The sequence below is a fragment of the Pseudomonas sp. FP215 genome (assembly GCF_030687795.1).
GTDB classification, from domain to species: Bacteria; Pseudomonadota; Gammaproteobacteria; order Pseudomonadales; family Pseudomonadaceae; genus Aquipseudomonas; species Aquipseudomonas salmasensis.
Window position 1 is genome coordinate 5,565,445 of record NZ_CP117447.1, and the last position, 18,338, is coordinate 5,583,782.

The following is an 18,338-nucleotide window of genomic DNA, read 5'->3' on the forward strand; positions in this document are numbered from 1 at the left end:
AATCAACTCCTGTGTTGAACGTTGGCGACGGAGTGCTCCGACTCCGCCGTTTGCTGGCCGCCCGAGGACAGTCGTTTGGCCTGGTACATCGCCGCGTCGGCGGCGTTGAGCAAGGTGCCGGGTGTGGCGCCATGCTCGGGATAAATCGCAATGCCGATACTGAGGGAGGTCAACACCTGGGTGTCTCCAGGCAGTGGAATCGGCATGTCCATGCTGGCAATGATTTTGTCGGCGATGCGCTGCGCGTCTTCGGCCTTGTGCAGGGGCGCCAGCAATACCGCGAATTCATCACCACCCAGGCGCGCCACAAGATCGTCTTCGCGCAGTTGCGCCCGCACGCGGTCGGCAACGGCCACCAGCACGGCGTCGCCGGCGGCATGGCCAAAGCGGTCGTTGATGTCTTTGAAGCGGTCGCTGTCGAGGAACAGCACCGCCACCCGCTCGTTGACCTTGGCCGCGCTGCGCAAGGCGCGGATCAGCCGGCCTTCGAAGAACGCGCGGTTGGGCAGGCCGGTGAGGCTGTCGTGGCTGGCCTGGTGGGCCAGGGTTTCGTTTTCGCTTTGCAGGTGAGTCTGCCAGGCACCCATCTCGCCGAGCAGGGCATTGAAGTCGCTGCCCAGGCTGTCGAGTTCGGCGATCTCTGCCGGGGGCACACGGCGGTCAAAGTCACGCTCGCTGCGAGCGGCATGGGCCACGGTGGCGAGGCTTTGCAGCGGCCCGGTAATACCGTCCAGCAGGCGTCGCGACAAGTGCAAGGCCACCCATGCACTCAGGGCGGTGCAAATCAGAATCCCCGCCAGGCCACTGAGCAAGAAGCGCAGCAGGCTACCGCCATGCCCAGTCAGGTGGATACTCCCGACCGTTTGCCCTTGATGGAGAATCGGTTGGTTGATGGGCTGCTCGAGCAAGGCACGCGCCAGCTGAAGCTCAACCTGCGACAACATGCCAGTGTTCGGCCGCACCCATTGCGCCAGCAGTTTGCCTTCATCGTCGAAGACTTCGGCCTGGGCAACCTCTTCGGTGGAGGCGATCAGGCTCAAGGCTTCGGTGGCCGCCGAACTGTCGTTGAACACCACGGCCGCTTCCACGGTGTAGTTGGGGAGCCCGCAGAATTCGGAAAAAATCGTACGCTAACAGTTCAAGCGTCCCGGCCACGCCTGACTGTAGCTTGTTGACTGGTCAATCTGTCTCGCGGGTAAAGCGATAGAACAAGTTCGGCTCGCTGACCACGTACAAATACCCTTCATCGTCGATGGTTACGCCTTCGGCTTGGGGTATACCTTTCAGCAAACCAGCAAACCCCCTCGCCAAGGAGCGGAAACTCACCACCTTGCCCTCGTCGGTCATTTCAATCAGCAGTTTCGACTCGTCGCTGAGCAGGATCAGATGGCCGCTCTGTTGATCGAATACAACCGAAGACAAGTCAGTGGCAAACACCTTGTCTTTTACTAGGTTGGACATGTCGCGGACGTGCAGGGAAACGCCTCCTTCCAGGCTGGCACGAAGGCCGCTCACTTCCAGTAATTGCCGGGGGTCACGCTCCTTGGTCACAAACAAACGATCACCTTTTAGGTCGTAGGCGAGCCCTTCAAGGCCTTTGTTGTCCTCCTTGCCAAGCGCCAAGGTTAGCGCTGAATACTGGTCTAGGCTCAATGGTCGATCAGGAGAAAGCTTACCGTATTCGTCGATGGGGATATCCACGATAACCAGGCTCTGCCGCCGCTCTTCGGCAATGACCAGTTGACCGTTGCCGGCATAGGACACCGCTTCCACGTCGTGGAAGCCATCCAGGCTGTAACGTCGCTCCACGTCACCGTCACGACTGAGGGCCAGCAGCTCGTTCGGGCCATTGGTAACCGCCCACAGCAGATTTAGGTCAGGATCGAAGGTCAGGCCCGAAAGGTTGTTGTCCACACCGGGAACCGCCTTAGCATCCAGCTCAACCCGATAGCCAGGCAGCCACACAGAGCGCTCCTGCCAATCGTCTGTGTGCCAGTGGGTCTTGATCCAAAAGTACAGACGATCATCAAGGTGATGAGTACGTACTTGGAATACGGTGAGCAACACAAGGCATACAAGCGCCCACATCCAAACACTTACTTTCCGTGTTCGGCCCAGCCAGTTTTTAGCCATCAAATACATTAGAAGCCTCGTTAAATCAGACTGACGCCACGAGCCGTGATGGTTTCAACCCGACTCGGCGCGGCTGGCACAGGTGATACACAACGGCGTGGCCGGATCGAACTCCAGACGGCCCGAGGCGATCAACTCGCCGCATTGGTTACACCAGCCATAGTCGCCCTCGTGCCAGCGCTTGAGGGCCAGTTGGAGACGGACACGTTCATGCCGTGCACGACTGCGGATCGCATCGTTCATCGCTTGTTGCTGGAGTGCGTCCATTCTCGATAGACGCCCCACCTTGCTTTGATCCAGCTCTACCGATTGCGAGCGAGACTCAGCGTCTCCCAGCAATCGATCCAGCTCGGCAGCCCGCTGTTCCAGTAGGGTCTTGAAATGGGCAAGATCGAGGGCGTCGTCCAGGCTCATTAGCGCAGCAGTAACAGCGGACTGGTGGTGGTACGGAGCATGCTGGTAGTGGTGCTGCCGACCAGGAACTGCCGGATACGTGAGTGTCCATAAGCCCCCATCACTAGCAGATCGATGCCATGCTCTTTCTGATAGGCGTGCAGGGTACGTTCTATTTCACCGCTCCGAGTCTCAGCGCGAACGGTAAATCCGGCGTTGATCAGCACTTTCTGCGCCCAGTCCAGCTGCGCGGACGCTTCGTCGTTCACGGGCCCAACCATGACCAGATGGATCGGCAGCCCCTTCAGCAGCGGGCTGGCTGCCAGCATCTCCACACCCTTGCGGGTTGTAGCGCCGCCATCGAATGCCAGCATCGCGCTCTTGGGCTTTTGGAAGTTGGCCGGGGTGACCAGGATTGGCCGGTGCATGATACGAATAACGCTTTCCAGCTGGCTTCCGACATGCTGACTCAGACCGCCACTAGACTCGCCCTGGCGACCGATAACCAGCAAGCGCGTTTCACTTTGCAGCTCTTGCAAGCTCTCCAGTAAATCGCCATGTCGCTGCTTGGACTCCGGTGCGCGCACACCATCATTCACGGCCCGTTCTTTCGCGGCTGCAAGCATGATTCGCCCTTGTTCAAGGGCCAACTTGCCGCGCTGTTCATCCAGGGAAGCAAGCTCATCAAGCAGGTGCTCGCGGCTGCCAAGGCCAATGTTGCCACTCAAATCTGCTGCAACCGGATACTGGCGCTGATCCAGCACATGCAGGAAGGTCAGCGGCGCTTCCAGGCTCAGACTGGCCCAGGCCGCGTAGTCGCAAACAGCTGGAGCCGAGGTGGAACCGTCGATACAGGCAATTAGGGGTCGTTTGCGGGAGAGGGCGAAATCCTACGCTAAGGCTTTGGCCAACGATATTCTCCGGTAAGATTGATGTGTTCCGAGGGGATAGGAGAAGTCGCTTGATATCTAGTATGACGTCTGTCGCACCTGCTTGATCGCGGCCGCGATAGCTAGATCGCGTTGCTCCTCTTCTCCATCCGCGTTCCAAGCTGCGGAAAGGCACCCATAAGCGTACGCCTGGTCGAGCAGGCGACGCGGATCGACGTCCAGCGCACGAGAGAATGCGTCCGCCATCTGTGCAATGCGTCTGGGATCGAGACAAAGGTCGTCTCTGTCAGCCGGATCGTAGAACATATTGGCGGCGCCAAAGCCCACTTCACCGACCAGACCGACGGGATCTATCACCAGCCAGCCGCGACTGGAGAACATGATGTTTTCATGATGCAGATCGCCATGTAGCCCACGCAGTTCCGAGGCATTGCTCATCATTTGATCGGCTATAATCGCCGCGTGGACGTAGTCAGTTTGACAACCTGCGTTTTGATCATCGCGCGCCCGCTGAAACAAAGCTGCAAAGCGATCCCGGATCGGGAGAAGGGCAGAAGGCAGGGGTTCCTCAGATGCGGCATACAGCTTCGCCATTAGTTCCGCTGCAATTTCGGTCGCCTGGTAGTCGCCGTGCTCGGCAACGATGTGAGAGAGCATTCGCTCCCCGGCATATTCGAGCAACATCAGATTGTTCTCACGACCGAGCAACCGGACTGCTCCCCTCCCATTGCGCCATACCAGATAGTCGGCCCCGCGCAGTTCATCAGCAATGTCTTCTATAGGTTTCAATCCCTTGACGATTGCAGGAGTCCCGTCTGGCAATGAAACTTTCCAAACGAGGCTGGAAAAGGTGTCCGCAATGAGAACAGGTTGCGAAACGTGCCAATGAGCAGGAAAAACAGGCGGCATGAACATCAACCCCAAGTCAGAGGGTCCAATCGCAGATAGAAGGCAAGGCGTTCGCGGTCGGGGGCTTCGATCCCCAATACATTGAATAGGACAGCGAAGGCGCGCTCTGCTTCATCTGGCGCTGCCCAGTTCTCTTCGGCGTTAGCAATCATGAGTGCCAAATCGGCATAGCGATCTGCTGTTCCGAGCCGCCCAAGGTCGATCAGACCCGTGCATTGAAGAGTTTTAGGGTCCACCATGAAGTTCGGCATGCAGGGATCACCATGGCAAACAACCATATCGGTGCGCTCTTGGTCGAGCCGCACCGGTAGCTCTCGTTCGACACGAGCCAAAAGATCGAGCTGCGGCGTACTCTTGTCCTCGTCCGGTAAGAAGTCGGGATTGACGGCATTGCGGGACACCACATCAACGGCGCGTCCGAACATTCGCGACAGCCTGCGCTCAAACGGACATTGATCAACCAATAGGCTGTGAACAGCGCCAAGTTGCTGCCCCATTGACGGCCACGCTTTGAGCAAATCCGCTCCAGACAGATCAGCCGCCGGTACTCCCGGAATTGCCGTTATCACCAAGCATGCACCCTCCTGTTCCTCCTGCCAGTTGATCACCTCGGGGCAAGCCACACCTCGACCTTTGAGCCAAATGAGGCGGTCACGCTCTCCAGCGAGCTCACCGCGGCGGGAAGCAGGTGCGATTTTCGCGAAGGCATGCCCGTCACCACGTCGAAAAACAAAATCACCAGATTCTCCGCCTCTGACAGGCAACCAGTCAGAATGCGATTCACCAAAAAAAATATTAGTTCGATTCAATGGAGGTTCCTTCAGTTTTCTGATGAAGCGCGGAGGTGGCTCAACCTGCGAAAAGAAACGAGTTGCTACGTAAGTCCGAGAACATGCTTTCCATGGTCTCTGAGCTCGCCTTTGGGACCGACATATCGGTAGAGAGTGACGCGCTCGATGCCGAGTTCCTTGCAGAGATCGGAAACTGAAGTATCGCGCTGGGCCATGGCGGCTTGCGCGAGACGCACCTGAGCTTTGGTGAGCGCGAATTTTCGTCCGCCCTTGCGACCGCGCGCTCTCGCGGAGGCGAGACCCGCCATGGTGCGCTCTCGGATCAGATCCCGCTCGAACTCGGCTAAGGTGGCGAAGATTCCGAACACCATGCGACCGGACGCAGTCGTGGTGTCGATCTGAGCGCCCTTTCCAGTCAGAACCCGCAGGCCGATCTTGCGGTCTGACAGCTCCTTCACCGTGTTGACCAGATGGGCAAGCGATCGTCCGAGGCGATCGAGCTTCCAGACCACCAGCACATCGCCGTCACGCAATGACTTGAGGCAGGCAGTCAAGCCAGGGCGATCATCACGACCGCCGGAAGCAAGATCATCATAGATATTGTCCCGTTCGACACCTGCGGCGCGCAAGGCGTCGTGCTGCAGGTCGAGAGACTGCGAGCCATCGGCTTTGGAGACGCGGGCATATCCGATCAGCATGTATCACAAACGTTGGTTTGAGGCGGCGCTTCGGCCACGATTGCATTGACCTCTGGAAATGTATCTCAACCAGCTTCATAAATAAAGCGTCTTGAACGCTATCAGATTTTGAAAAAGGAACATGTATGCCGCGTCGCGTCACTCTAACCGATCGGCAGAAAGACGCGCTGTTGCGCTTGCCGACTTCACAGACGGATTTGCTCAAGCACTATACGCTGAGTGATGAAGACCTTGGGCATATCAGGCTGCGTCGGCGCGCTCACAACAGGTTCGGCTTCGCCCTGCAATTGTGTGTCCTGCGCTATCCCGGCCGGGTGCTGGCTCCAGGCGAACTGATCCCTGCAGAGGTCATCGAATTTATCGGAGCGCAGCTTGGCCTGGGTGCCGACGATCTCGTAGACTATGCTGCCCGCGAGGAAACACGGCACGAGCATCTTGCCGAGTTACGGGGGCTCTACGGCTTCCGCACCTTCTCCGGACGTGGTGCGAGGGAGCTGAAGGAATGGTTGTTCCGAGAAGCCGAGATGGCGGTGTCGAACGAGGATATCGCCCGTCGCTTCGTAGCCGAGTGCCGACGCACCCGCACTGTCCTTCCCGCGACATCCACGATCGAGCGGCTTTGTGCCGCGGCTCTCGTCGATGCCGAGCGACGCATCGAGACGAGGATCGCCAGTCGGCTGCCTATGCCGATCCGAGAACAGTTGCTGGCATTGCTCGAGGAGACGGCTGATGATCGGGTGACCCGTTTTGTGTGGCTGCGCCAGTTCGAGCCTGGCTCGAACTCTTCGTCGGCCAACCGGCTGCTCGACCGGCTCGAATATCTGCAACGCGTCGATCTCCCCGAGGATCTGCTTGCCGGCGTTCCTGCCCATCGGGTGACTCGTCTGCGCAGGCAGGGTGAACGGTATTATGCCGACGGCATGCGCGATCTCCCGGAGGACAGGCGGCTTGCGATCTTGGCTGTTTGCGTCTCGGAATGGCAGGCGATGTTGGCCGACGCAGTGGTCGAAACCCACGACCGGATCGTCGGCCGTCTCTACCGTGCTTCGGAGCGTATTTGCCATGCAAAGGTCGCAGACGAAGCGGGGGTGGTGCGTGACACCCTGAAATCCTTCGCCGAGATCGGGGGCGCCCTGGTCGATGCACAGGATGATGGCCAGCCGCTGGGCGATGTCATCGCGAGTGGGTCAGGGTGGGACGGCTTAAAAACCCTTGTTGCAATGGCAATCAGGCTGACCGCCACCATGGCCGACGATCCGCTCAATCATGTGCTCGACGGTTATCACCGCTTCCGCCGATTCACTCCACGCATGTTGCGCCTGCTCGATCTGCGAGCTGCGCCCGTTGCACTGCCGCTTCTGGAAGCGGTGACGGTCCTTCGTACCGGTTTGAACGATGCCGCGATGACCAGCTTCTTGCGGCCCAGCTCGAAATGGCATCGCCACCTTCGGGCCCAGAGGGCTGGCGACGCTCGCCTATGGGAGATCGCGGTGCTGTTCCATCTGCGCGATGCGTTCCGCTCCGGAGATGTCTGGCTTACTAGGTCCCGGCGCTATGGCGATCTGAAACACGCACTCGTTCCGGCACAAGCCATCGCGGAAGGCGGTCGTCTCGCTGTGCCATTGCGGCCGGAGGAATGGCTGGCAGACCGGCAAGCTCGCCTCGACATGCGGTTGCGCGAGCTTGGCCGTGCCGCTCGCGCAGGCACGATCCCGGGCGGGTCGATTGAGAACGGCGTTCTGCATATCGAGAAACTCGAAGCCGCCGCGCCGACAGGCGCCGAAGATCTGGTGCTCGATCTCTACAAGCAGATCCCGCCCACGCGCATCACCGATCTCCTGCTGGAGGTGGATGCGGCGACCGGCTTCACCGAAGCGTTCACCCATCTGCGCACAGGAGCACCCTGCGCTGACCGGATCGGGCTAATGAACGTTATCTTGGCGGAAGGGATCAACCTCGGCTTGCGCAAAATGGCGGATGCGACAAACACCCACACCTTCTGGGAATTGATCCGCATTGGACGGTGGCATGTCGAGGGCGAAGCCTATGACCGGGCGCTGGCCATGGTGGTCGAGGCACAGGCAGCGTTACCCATGGCCCGGTTCTGGGGCATGGGCACGTCGGCTTCGAGCGACGGACAGTTCTTCGTCGCTACAGAGCAAGGTGAGGCCATGAACCTGGTCAACGCGAAATATGGCAATACCCCGGGCCTGAAAGCCTATAGCCACGTCTCCGACCAATATGCGCCGTTCGCAACCCAGGTGATTCCTGCAACGGCAAGCGAAGCGGCTTACATCCTCGATGGCCTGCTGATGAACGATGCTGGACGCCATATCCGCGAGCAGTTCACCGACACGGGCGGCTTCACCGATCACGTCTTTGCCGCATGTGCCATTCTCGGCTACCGGTTCGCTCCGCGCATCCGCGACCTGCCATCCAAACGGCTCTACGCGTTCAATCCGTCGGCCGCCCCGGCGCACCTGCGAGCGTTGATCGGCGGAAAGGTCAACCAAGCCATGATCGAGCGCAATTGGCCCGACATCCTGCGCATCGCCGCCACCATTGCTGCCGGGACCGTCGCGCCAAGCCAGATTCTGCGGAAACTCGCCTCCTATCCGCGGCAGAACGAGCTCGCGACAGCCCTGCGGGAAGTCGGTCGCGTCGAGCGCACCCTGTTCATGATCGACTGGATTCTGGATGCCGAACTCCAACGGCGTGCCCAGATCGGGCTCAACAAAGGCGAAGCTCATCATGCGCTGAAGCGGGCAATCAGCTTCCACCGCCGCGGTGAAATCCGCGACCGTTCCGCCGAAGGCCAGCATTACCGCATCGCCGGCATGAATCTGCTCGCCGCCATCATCATCTTCTGGAACACCATGAAGCTCGGCGAGGTCGTTGCAAACCAGAAACGCGATGGAAAGCTGCTATCGCCCGATCTCTTGGCCCATGTTTCGCCGCTCGGATGGGAACACATCAATCTCACCGGAGAATATCGCTGGCCAAAGCCTTAGCGTAGGATTCCGCCCCCTCCCGCAAACGACCCCAATTACGTGGGTCATTGTTGTTCTCCTTCTCAGTGGCCCATGAGTTGATCAATGGCGTCAGGTTTATCGTGAACACCAAAGCGATCCACGATAGTGGCGCTGGCCTCGTTTAAGCCCAGCACTTCGACTTCAGTACCTTCACGGCGGAACTTAATGACTACCTTGTCCAGGGCTGCAACAGCGGTGATATCCCAGAAGTGTGCACGATTCAGGTCGATGGTTACCTTGTTCAGGGCTTCCTTGAAGTCGAAGGCTGCGACGAACTTGTCAGCCGAGCTGAAGAACACCTGACCGGTGACGTTATAGCTACGATGCTCGCCGGCTTCGTCCAGCGAAGAACTGATCGCCATGTAATGGCCAACCTTGTTGGCGAAGAACATCGCAGCCAGTAGCACGCCGGCTAACACGCCGAAGGCCAGGTTGTGGGTGGCCACCACGACCACCACGGTGACGACCATGACAATGTTGGTCGACAACGGATGCTTCTTCAGGTTGCGCAGCGAATCCCAACTGAAGGTGCCGATGGACACCATGATCATCACTGCCACCAGCGCAGCCATTGGGATCTGCTTCAGCCAGTCGCCGAGGAAAACCACCATCAGCAGCAGAAATACGCCTGCGGCAAGAGACGACAGGCGAGAACGACCGCCGGATTTCACGTTAATGATCGACTGACCAATCATCGCGCAGCCAGCCATACCGCCGATCAGACCCGAAGCAATGTTGGCCACGCCCTGGCCCTTGCACTCGCGGTTCTTGTCACTCGGGGTGTCGGTCAGGTCGTCGACAATGGTCGCGGTCATCATCGACTCCAACAGACCGACCACAGCCAGTGCTGCCGAATAAGGAAAGATGATGGCCAGCGTCTCGAATGTCAGCGGCACATCAGGCCAGAGGAAGATCGGTAGCGTATCCGGCAGTTCACCCATATCACCGACCGTGCGGATATCCAGACCAACCGACATGGCGACGGCGGTCAGCACGATGATGCACACCAGCGGCGATGGGATGAGCTTGCCGATCTTGGGGACATAGGGGAACAGATAGATGATGCCGAGGCCTGCGGCTGTCATGGCGTAGACGTGCCAGGTGACATTAGTCAGCTCGGGCAGCTGAGCCATGAAAATCAGGATCGCCAGTGCATTGACAAAACCGGTCACCACCGAGCGCGAGACGAAGCGCATCAGCGATCCGAGCTTCAGGTAGCCAGCAGCAATTTGTAGCACGCCACATAGCAGCGTGGCGGCCAGCAGATATTCAAGACCATGGTTCTTGACCAGAGTCACCATCAGCAGTGCCATGGCACCCGTTGCGGCCGAAATCATGCCTGGGCGGCCACCGACAAAGGCGATCACCACAGCGATACAGAAAGAGGCGTAAAGGCCGACCTTAGGGTCAACGCCAGCAATGATCGAGAAGGCGATGGCTTCAGGGATTAGGGCCAGTGCGACCACAAGACCGGCGAGGATGTCGCCACGGATGTTGGATAACCAGGTTTGTTTTAACGAGTGGAGCATCAGAATTCCCAAGGCAATGGATCGCGCAGCACAGCATGGCGCAGGCCAAGTGCAGCTGGTCGATACGAGGTCAAATGTCGGATGTAGAGGAGCTGTGGCGGGTGTTAAAACCTAAAGCACAGCAGAAAGCGACCGCTGGCAGAGCAAGCAGTCACAGATGATGCGGGGGGGCGAAGCGCTATGGCGGCGTAGGCAGCCAGATCATGTTTTGCAGGGTAAGCATGAGGTCTTATCGAGTGTCTTTAGTAACTCAATGGCCGCAACAGTCTACAGGAAGAGGGCAATTTCTGCGAGTCACCCCCGGACTAGGGCGTCCTGTTTGGATGTCAGCCTGAGCTATACCCTAACTGTGTCATTTTCAGAAGACGACTGCACCAGTTGATTGGGCGTAATGGCTGTTGTGCAGCCAGCTCCTGACAGTTCAATATCAGAAGTGATCTGCACCAATCTCGACTATGCTCAATACTCGTGTGCACCAAAGCGAGGTGAGCATGGCGACGGAGGCTCTGTTGCAAAGATTGGCGGCAGTCAGAGGTAGGCTGTCGCTCTGCGCCGATCAGGCGGCTGCTGCGAAATGGTGGTTGAGCATGCCCATGGCCTCCGTCAGCGCCGAGGGCCCAATGCCAAAAGCTCTCTCCACAAGGCGCACCTCGCCCCTGATGCCGGGCTGCAGGCACCAGGGGCGAGCCTGTCCTTTGCGCAGGGCTCGCATGACTTCGAATCCCTTGATCGTGGCATAGGCCGTGGGGATCGATTTGAAACCGCGCACCGGCTTGATCAGTATCTTGAGCTTTCCGTGATCGGCCTCGATCACGTTATTGAGATACTTCACCTGCCGGTGGGCCGTCTCCCGGTCCAGCTTTCCTTCGCGCTTCAATTCGGTGATCGCTGCACCATAGCTCGGCGCTTTGTCGGTATTGAGCGTGGCAGGCTTTTCCCAGTGCTTCAGGCCTCGCAGGGCCTTGCCCAGGAACCGCTTCGCTGCCTTGGCGCTGCGGGTCGGCGACAGGTAGAAATCGATCGTGTCGCCCCGCTTGTCGACTGCCCGGTACAGGTAGGTCCACTTGCCCCGCACCTTGACGTAGGTTTCATCCAGGCGCCAGCTCGGATCAAAGCCACGCCGCCAGAACCAGCGCAGCCGCTTCTCCATCTCCGGGGCGTAGCACTGGACCCAGCGATAGATCGTCGTATGGTCGACCGAAATGCCGCGTTCCGCCAGCATTTCCTCAAGGTCGCGATAGCTGATCGGATAGCGACAATACCAGCGCACCGCCCACAGGATCACATCACCCTGGAAATGGCGCCACTTGAAATCCGTCATCGTTCCGTCCGTCCAATCTCCGCCAAGCATGCTCAAGCTTCACGATTTTTGCAACAGAGCCCACACGAGTATTGAGCATAGTCGAGATTGGTGCAGATCACTTCTGATATTGAACTGTCAGGAGCTGGCTGCACAACAGCCATTACGCCCAATCAACTGGTGCAGTCGTCTTCTGAAAATGACATTTGGTATCTCTCATAAACGGATGTTTTTGAGAGAACTATCTTCGGCCTTCACACGCACGAAAGGCGGCGAAGCTCCGCCGTTAATCCGTCCGCCGGAGATCTCGCCCAGGCAGGCTGAAGGCCGAGCAAGCCTGACAGGCCCGAAAAGCCCGGCACGGGCGTCGGCGGCGATGACGGCGGCGGCATTATCCAGGGTTGATGATGGAAGTGGAGGATATCGACAACCTCTCGCGCAACCAAGACATCGCGGTCGGACTGCAAGTGATCTTGAAGCCACGGGCCCGTCCCACCCCGACATGGACCTCGATGCCCGAACGGACGTTAGATTTCGAGTTCTAGGCGTTCTGCGATGAAGGTTGGATCCCAGCCGGGATTGAAAGTGTCGACGTGGGTGAATCCGAGCCGCTCGTATAGGCCACGCAGGTTCGGGTGGCAGTCGAGCCGCAGCTTGGCGCACCCCTGCGTTCGCGCGGCATGGCGGCAAGCCTCGATCAGCGCGGAGCTGACACCCCGGCCCGCATGTGTCCGTCGCACCGCGAGCTTGTGCAGATATGCGGCCTCCCCCTTGAGGGCGTCGGGCCAGAACTCGGGATCCTCGGCCGACAAGGTGCAACAGCCGACGATGCCGTCGCTGCAACTCGCGACTAGGAGCTCGGATCTCAGGACGAAGGTCTCCGCGAATGTCCGGTCGATCCGCGCGACGTCCCAGGCGGGCGTTCCCTTGGCGGACATCCACGCCGCAGCGTCGTGCATCAGCCGCACAACCTCGTCGATATCACCCGAGCAGGCGACCCGAACGTTCGGAGGCTCCTCGCTGTCCATTCGCTCCCCTGGCGCGGTATGAACCGCCGCCTCATAGTGCAGTTTGATCCTGACGAGCCCAGCATGTCTGCGCCCACCTTCGCGGAACCTGACCAGGGTCCGCTAGCGGGCGGCCGGAAGGTGAATGCTAGGCATGATCTAACCCTCGGTCTCTGGCGTCGCGACTGCGAAATTTCGCGAGGGTTTCCGAGAAGGTGATTGCGCTTCGCAGATCTCCAGGCGCGTGGGTGCGGACGTAGTCAGCGCCATTGCCGATCGCGTGAAGTTCCGCCGCAAGGCTCGCTGGACCCAGATCCTTTACAGGAAGGCCAACGGTGGCGCCCAAGAAGGATTTCCGCGACACCGAGACCAATAGCGGAAGCCCCAACGCCGACTTCAGCTTTTGAAGGTTCGACAGCACGTGCAGCGATGTTTCCGGTGCGGGGCTCAAGAAAAATCCCATCCCCGGATCGAGGATGAGCCGGTCGGCAGCGACCCCGCTCCGTCGCAAGGCGGAAACCCGCGCCTCGAAGAACCGCACAATCTCGTCGAGCGCGTCTTCGGGTCGAAGGTGACCGGTGCGGGTGGCGATGCCATCCCGCTGCGCTGAGTGCATAACCACCAGCCTGCAGTCCGCCTCAGCAATATCGGGATAGAGCGCAGGGTCAGGAAATCCTTGGATATCGTTCAGGTAGCCCACGCCGCGCTTGAGCGCATAGCGCTGGGTTTCCGGTTGGAAGCTGTCGATTGAAACACGGTGCATCTGATCGGACAGGGCGTCTAAGAGCGGCGCAATACGTCTGATCTCATCGGCCGGCGATACAGGCCTCGCGTCCGGATGGCTGGCGGCCGGTCCGACATCCACGACGTCTGATCCGACTCGCAGCATTTCGATCGCCGCGGTGACAGCGCCGGCGGGGTCTAGCCGCCGGCTCTCATCGAAGAAGGAGTCCTCGGTGAGATTCAGAATGCCGAACACCGTCACCCTGCTGCGTAACATCGTTGCTGCTCCATAACATCAAACATCGACCCACGGCGTAACGCGCTTGCTGCTTGGATGCCCGAGGCATAGACTGTACAAAAAAACAGTCATAACAAGCCATGAAAACCGCCACTGCGCCGTTACCACCGCTGCGTTCGGTCAAGGTTCTGGACCAGTTGCGTGAGCGCATACGCTACTTGCATTACAGCTTACCAACCGAACAGGCTTATGTCCACTGGGTTCGTGCCTTCATCCGTTTCCACGGTGTGCGTCACCCGGCAACCTTGGGCAGCAGCGAAGTCGAGGCATTTCTGTCCTGGCTGGCGAACGAGCGCAAGGTTTCGGTCTCCACGCATCGTCAGGCATTGGCGGCCTTGCTGTTCTTCTACGGCAAGGTGCTGTGCACGGATCTGCCCTGGCAGGGCATCAACGAAGACCAGAACCTGGGCATCGCCATCACCCGCCGTGCGCTGGAAGCCCCGCTGCGCGCCATCGTGGCCAACGCCGGTGAAGAACCGAGCGTGATCGTGGCCAACGTCAAGGCCGGCGAAGGCAGCTACGGCTACAACGCCGCCACCGGCGAGTTCGGCGACATGATCGCCATGGGCATCCTGGACCCGACCAAGGTGACCCGCTCGGCCCTGCAGCACGCCGCTTCCGTCGCCGGCCTTGCGATCACGACCGAAGTGGTCGTGGCCGAAGTGCCGAAGAAGGAAGAGCCGGCCATGCCGGGTGCTGGCGGTATGGGCGGCATGGGCGGCATGGATTTCTGATCCGGTTGGCCCGGTCGTCAGGGAACCGGACCGCGCCAGCGCGGTCCGATCCCGGCAACGACCCGACATCAAGGCCCCAAGGACGGGGCCGGAGCCCGGCAGCGATGCCGGGCTTTTTGTTGTGCCCGCGCCGCGGCAATGTCTGACGCGAAGATCAGAACGCACCGATACGAACGTGCGAACACAGGCGCAACACTGAGCAGCCGTCCCCGCACCGGAGCGCTGCGTGCCGCGCCTCGCCACATCCCGGCGGCAAGCCGCGGGATGCGCGCCACTGCCGTCCGCCCACACCGGTTCGCGGTACGCGCGCCACGCGCCCGAGCGCACGCTGCTGTACGCGTTGGTAGAGGCGCACTACCCGGACTTCATTGCACGGATCGAAGCGGAGGGCCGCTCGCTGCCCGGGTATGTCCGCGAGGCGTTCGATGCCTACCTGCGTTGCGGCGTACTCGAGCACGGCTTCCTGCGGGTGGTGTGCGAGCACTGCCGTGCAGAGAGGCTGGTGGCCTTCTCCTGCAAGAAGCGCGGGTTCTGCCCGAGTTGCGGCGCGCGACGCATGGCCGAGAGTGCGCGGCACCTGGTCGAGGAGGTGTTCGGCCCGCGGCCTGTGCGGCAATGGGTGCTGAGCTTTCCGTACCCCTTGCGTTTCCTGTTCGCCAGCAAGCCAGAAGCCATTGGCCCGGTGCTGGGCATCGTGCAGCGCGTGATCGCCGGCTGGTTGGCCGATCAAGCCGGCATCGACCGCGCCAGCGCCCAGTGCGGCGCGGTGACGCTGATCCAGCGTTTCGGCAGCGCGCTGAACCTGAACATCCACTTCCACATGCTGTGGCTCGACGGCGTGTACGTGGAAGCCACCGAGCTGCCGCGGCGCGAACTGCGCCTGCACCGCGCCCGTGCGCCCACCACCGCGCAGTTGACCCAGCTGGCAGCTACCATCGCGCACCGGGTGTGTCGGCACCTGACGCGCAAAGGCTGGCTCGAAGGGGAGGGCGAATCGGCCTTCCTGGCAGACAGCGCTGCAGGCGACGACAGCATGGATGGGCTGCGGATGAGTTCGATCACCTACCGCATCGCCACCGGCCGCGACGCTGGCTGCAAGGTCGTCACGCTGCAAACGCTGCCCGGTGACGCCGGTTCGCTGGAGGGCGAAGCCGGCAAGGTCGGCGGCTTCTCACTGCATGCCGGCGTGGCGGCCGAAGCACACGAAAGCCACAAGCTGGAAAAGCTGTGCCGCTACATCACGCGCCCGGCGATCAGCGAGAAGCGGCTGTCGATAGCGCTCCAGGGCAGGGTGCGTTACCAGCTCAAGACCCCGTGGCGCAATGGCACCACGCATGTGGAATGGGATCCGGTGGATTTCATCGCCAAGCTGGCGGCGCTGGTCCCGCCACCTCGCGCGCATCTCACCCGCTTCCACGGCGTATTCGCCCCGAATGCAAACCTGCGTGCGCAGCTGACGCCCTCGGGGCGCGGCAAGCGGCCTGCGGGCGATGCGGCGCCAGTGGACGTCAGCGCCCACGACGCGCCGCGCAGCCCCGAGGAGAAGCGCCGTGCGATGAGCTGGGCGCAACGGCTCAAGCGGGTCTTTTCCATCGACGTCACCGCCTGCGTCCACTGCGGTGGCACCGTGCGGATCGTCGCCAGCATCGAGGAACCCACCGCCATCCGCGCCATCCTCGCCCACTTCGAGAAGCACGGCGCGCGGGAAGAAGCGCACTACAGGCCCGCAGCGCGCGCGCCGCCAGTGCAAGCCGCGTGACGATCTGCCGGCTGCACAGCCGACGGCGAAACCGGAATCCGAGCCGATGCGGCCACGATCCGCAGGGCGGCGCTCGGCCCGCTGTCGGGAATCAGCGAAGCATGGCTGCTGACAACGCCGCTGCGTGGCCCCGCGATGCCGAAATCCCACTCACAGACGTCCGATCCGTGCCCAAAACGGGGCTTGCGCGACCGCCGCCTACCCAGCAGACTGCCCGAAAAGGGCGTTTGAACTTCCTATACGCAAGGAACGTCTCGCCTGCCAAATCGGGCCATGTGACGGCTGACCGCTTGGCGAGCGGATGCCGTTCCGGTAGCACCGCCAAGAGCGGTTCGGTCCATGTGCGACGGGAATGGCAGTCGGGTGGTTGGGGCGTGCCCGCGACGAACGCCACGTCCAACCTGCCGGCGCGAAGCTGCACCACCGCTTCACGGGCCGGGCCTTCGGCGATCTCGACTTCAACATCGGGGTAATCCTTGCGGTATTGGCCGATCAGCTTTGCGAGGAAGCTATGCGGAATCAGGGCATGGATACCGATACGAAGCCGGCCGCTTTCTCCGGCTGCCGCCATGCCGGCGGTTTTCACCGCATGGTCGAGTTGGTCAATACCTACGGCTATCCGCTCGACGAAATGGCGTCCGGCCTCGGTCAGCCGAACGCCGCGCGCATGACGCTCGAACAAGAGGATGCCGAGGTCTTCTTCCAGTGCCTTCACGCGGGCGCTGACGCTGGACTGTGCAACGCCGAGCGCGTTGGCGGCGTGACGGAAGTTGAGATATTCGGCGACAGCGAGAGTGTGAACTAAGGTCATCATTGGCACTCGCCCCGAAAGGAGATGATTGCTCAACAGATTTAATCCGTCATTTCTCCTAAGTCTACGCATGCCAAATCGCCATGACTAAATCACAATGAAGTTGCGAATGGTCTGCGTAGTATTGGCAGACATATTAAATAGAGGATCGCGCCGACAATCCAAACCCAACCGTTCCATGCCCCGGCGGTGGCAGAATAGAGTGCTGTGAAGCCAAGCGGTCCTGCGATAGAGCTTAGATTGGTGAGGCTCGTTAGCGTTCCTTGCAAAGCCCCTTGCTTGTTACTGCTGACATTGTTTGAGAGCATTGCCTGCAAGGCCGGCATGCCAACACCCCCGGCGGCAAGCAGCAACAGAATCGGGAACACCATCCATCCCTGCGTGGCAAAAGCCAGAAGAACGAAGCCAGTCGCATCCGCAGCCATGCCAAACAGCAGCGTGCGCCGCTCTCCAAGCCGGCTTGAAAGCGGGCCGGTAACAAACGCTTGGAAGATCGCATGTGTTGCCCCAAACGCCGCGAGCGACAAACCAACGGTCGCGGTGTTCCACTGAAAACGGTCCTCGCCATATATGACCCATAGGGCTGCAGGCACTTGGCCGATCAGTTGAATAATGAAGAAAACTGCGAAAAGCGCACCTAGCCCGCGCAATGCATCATCCAGCCGTAACAGAACGAATGGTTTGATGCGAACCGGCTTTCCGGTCCCGCCATGGCTGTGATGAGTCTCCTTGAGGAAAATGCAGGCAAGCAGGAACGCGAACCCGTTGAGAAGGGCGGCGGCGATAAACGGGGCATGAGCAGAGATACCACCGAGCATGCCACCAAGTGCTGGCCCGGCAATCATGCCCGCCCCATAACAGGCCCCCATGTAGCCGAACCAGCGTGCGCGAGAACCTTCCCCCGTCGAATCGGCAATGGTTGAGGCTGCTACAGCTCCGGTTGCGCCCGTGACGCCGGACACGAGTCGGCCGATATAGAGCACCCATAAGACCGGCGCTGATGCCATAATCGTGTAATCGACTGCGGCTCCTGCAAGAGAAGCCAGAAGTACCGGACGCCGACCGTAAGAATCCGAAAGCTGTCCAAGCATGGGCGCGAAGACGACCTGCATCAATGCATAGAGCGACAGCAAGGCACCATAGTGTCCAGCGACCTGCTCTGCTGGCACAAGCTCACGCAGAAGCGTCGGAAGGACGGGCATGATGAGGCCGAGACCCATGGCGTCAAGACCCACGATCAGCAGGGCAATGATGGCAGAGCTGCGCACCTGAAACTCCAGCGCCGCTCAATGGAGCGACTTTATCAACGATAAGGAGATGGACATATAACT

At 60.3% G+C, this 18,338-nt stretch carries 14 protein-coding genes and 3 pseudogenes; 4 read left to right on the forward strand and 13 right to left on the reverse strand.

What is annotated here, in order from left to right:
- Window positions 1-2: 2 nt before the first annotated feature.
- From PSH76_RS25240 to PSH76_RS25270, 7 genes and pseudogenes are all read right to left on the reverse strand, one after another.
- A pseudogene (locus PSH76_RS25240) lies at window positions 3-1,097 on the reverse strand (diguanylate cyclase domain-containing protein); the annotation flags it as partial.
- A gap of 82 nt (window positions 1,098-1,179) precedes the next feature.
- The gene (locus PSH76_RS25245; protein ID WP_010794530.1) at window positions 1,180-2,142 is read right to left on the reverse strand and encodes an SdiA-regulated domain-containing protein; all 963 of its coding nucleotides are present in this window, start codon (window positions 2,140-2,142) and stop codon (window positions 1,180-1,182) included.
- Between the two features lie 45 nt (window positions 2,143-2,187).
- Complete coding sequence (locus PSH76_RS25250; RefSeq protein WP_003090764.1) at window positions 2,188-2,547, reverse strand: TraR/DksA family transcriptional regulator; 360 nt, start codon at window positions 2,545-2,547, stop codon at window positions 2,188-2,190.
- Window positions 2,547-3,386 (reverse strand): universal stress protein, encoded by an 840-nt coding sequence (locus PSH76_RS25255; RefSeq protein WP_026014172.1) that lies wholly within the window; start codon window positions 3,384-3,386, stop codon window positions 2,547-2,549. The genes PSH76_RS25250 and PSH76_RS25255 overlap by 1 nt, the downstream gene beginning before the upstream one ends.
- 108 nt (window positions 3,387-3,494) lie before the next feature.
- Window positions 3,495-4,331, reverse strand: coding sequence for an aminoglycoside O-phosphotransferase APH(6)-Id (locus tag PSH76_RS25260; RefSeq protein ID WP_000480968.1), 837 nt, complete (start codon window positions 4,329-4,331; stop codon window positions 3,495-3,497).
- Window positions 4,331-5,134 (reverse strand): aminoglycoside O-phosphotransferase APH(3'')-Ib, encoded by an 804-nt coding sequence (aph(3'')-Ib, locus tag PSH76_RS25265; protein WP_010794532.1) that lies wholly within the window; start codon window positions 5,132-5,134, stop codon window positions 4,331-4,333. Before aph(3'')-Ib ends, PSH76_RS25260 begins: the two co-directional genes overlap by 1 nt.
- Window positions 5,135-5,199: 65 nt before the next feature.
- Complete coding sequence (locus PSH76_RS25270; protein ID WP_000904906.1) at window positions 5,200-5,814, reverse strand: recombinase family protein; 615 nt, start codon at window positions 5,812-5,814, stop codon at window positions 5,200-5,202.
- 125 nt (window positions 5,815-5,939) lie between these two features.
- Between PSH76_RS25270 and PSH76_RS25275 the strand changes: the two genes are divergently transcribed.
- Window positions 5,940-8,825 carry a Tn3 family transposase gene (locus tag PSH76_RS25275; RefSeq protein ID WP_010794533.1) on the forward strand — a complete coding sequence of 962 codons (2,886 nt, stop codon included), beginning with the start codon at window positions 5,940-5,942 and terminating at the stop codon, window positions 8,823-8,825.
- Window positions 8,826-8,887: 62 nt separating this feature from the next.
- Here the strand turns inward: PSH76_RS25275 and PSH76_RS25280 are convergent, their stop codons facing one another.
- The 4 genes from PSH76_RS25280 to sul1 form a co-directional block, all read right to left on the reverse strand.
- Window positions 8,888-10,375: a SulP family inorganic anion transporter gene (locus tag PSH76_RS25280; RefSeq protein WP_003090759.1), complete on the reverse strand. Its 1,488-nt coding sequence runs from the start codon at window positions 10,373-10,375 to the stop codon at window positions 8,888-8,890.
- A 556-nt stretch (window positions 10,376-10,931) separates the two neighbouring features.
- The gene (locus tag PSH76_RS25290; protein WP_001389365.1) at window positions 10,932-11,696 is read right to left on the reverse strand and encodes an IS6-like element IS6100 family transposase; all 765 of its coding nucleotides are present in this window, start codon (window positions 11,694-11,696) and stop codon (window positions 10,932-10,934) included.
- A gap of 506 nt (window positions 11,697-12,202) precedes the next feature.
- The gene (locus PSH76_RS25300; RefSeq protein ID WP_000376623.1) at window positions 12,203-12,703 is read right to left on the reverse strand and encodes a GNAT family N-acetyltransferase; all 501 of its coding nucleotides are present in this window, start codon (window positions 12,701-12,703) and stop codon (window positions 12,203-12,205) included.
- A gap of 127 nt (window positions 12,704-12,830) precedes the next feature.
- Window positions 12,831-13,682 (reverse strand): sulfonamide-resistant dihydropteroate synthase Sul1, encoded by an 852-nt coding sequence (sul1, locus tag PSH76_RS25305; protein WP_000946487.1) that lies wholly within the window; start codon window positions 13,680-13,682, stop codon window positions 12,831-12,833.
- Window positions 13,683-13,783: 101 nt separating this feature from the next.
- Between sul1 and intI1 the strand changes: the two are divergent.
- From intI1 to PSH76_RS25320, 3 genes and pseudogenes are all read left to right on the forward strand, one after another.
- A pseudogene (intI1, locus tag PSH76_RS25310) lies at window positions 13,784-14,083 on the forward strand (class 1 integron integrase IntI1); the annotation flags it as partial.
- A gap of 3 nt (window positions 14,084-14,086) precedes the next feature.
- Window positions 14,087-14,437 (forward strand): annotated as a pseudogene (locus tag PSH76_RS25315) (TCP-1/cpn60 chaperonin family protein); the annotation flags it as partial.
- 274 nt (window positions 14,438-14,711) lie between these two features.
- Window positions 14,712-16,196 (forward strand): IS91 family transposase, encoded by a 1,485-nt coding sequence (locus tag PSH76_RS25320; RefSeq protein ID WP_022742855.1) that lies wholly within the window; start codon window positions 14,712-14,714, stop codon window positions 16,194-16,196.
- Window positions 16,197-16,287: 91 nt separating this feature from the next.
- On the opposite strand, the gene PSH76_RS25325 is transcribed toward PSH76_RS25320, so the two are convergent.
- The gene (locus PSH76_RS25325; protein WP_001253717.1) at window positions 16,288-17,079 is read right to left on the reverse strand and encodes a LysR family transcriptional regulator; all 792 of its coding nucleotides are present in this window, start codon (window positions 17,077-17,079) and stop codon (window positions 16,288-16,290) included.
- A gap of 20 nt (window positions 17,080-17,099) precedes the next feature.
- The gene (tet(G), locus tag PSH76_RS25330) at window positions 17,100-18,275 is read right to left on the reverse strand and encodes a tetracycline efflux MFS transporter Tet(G) (RefSeq protein WP_001257840.1); all 1,176 of its coding nucleotides are present in this window, start codon (window positions 18,273-18,275) and stop codon (window positions 17,100-17,102) included.
- Window positions 18,276-18,338 lie beyond the last annotated feature (63 nt).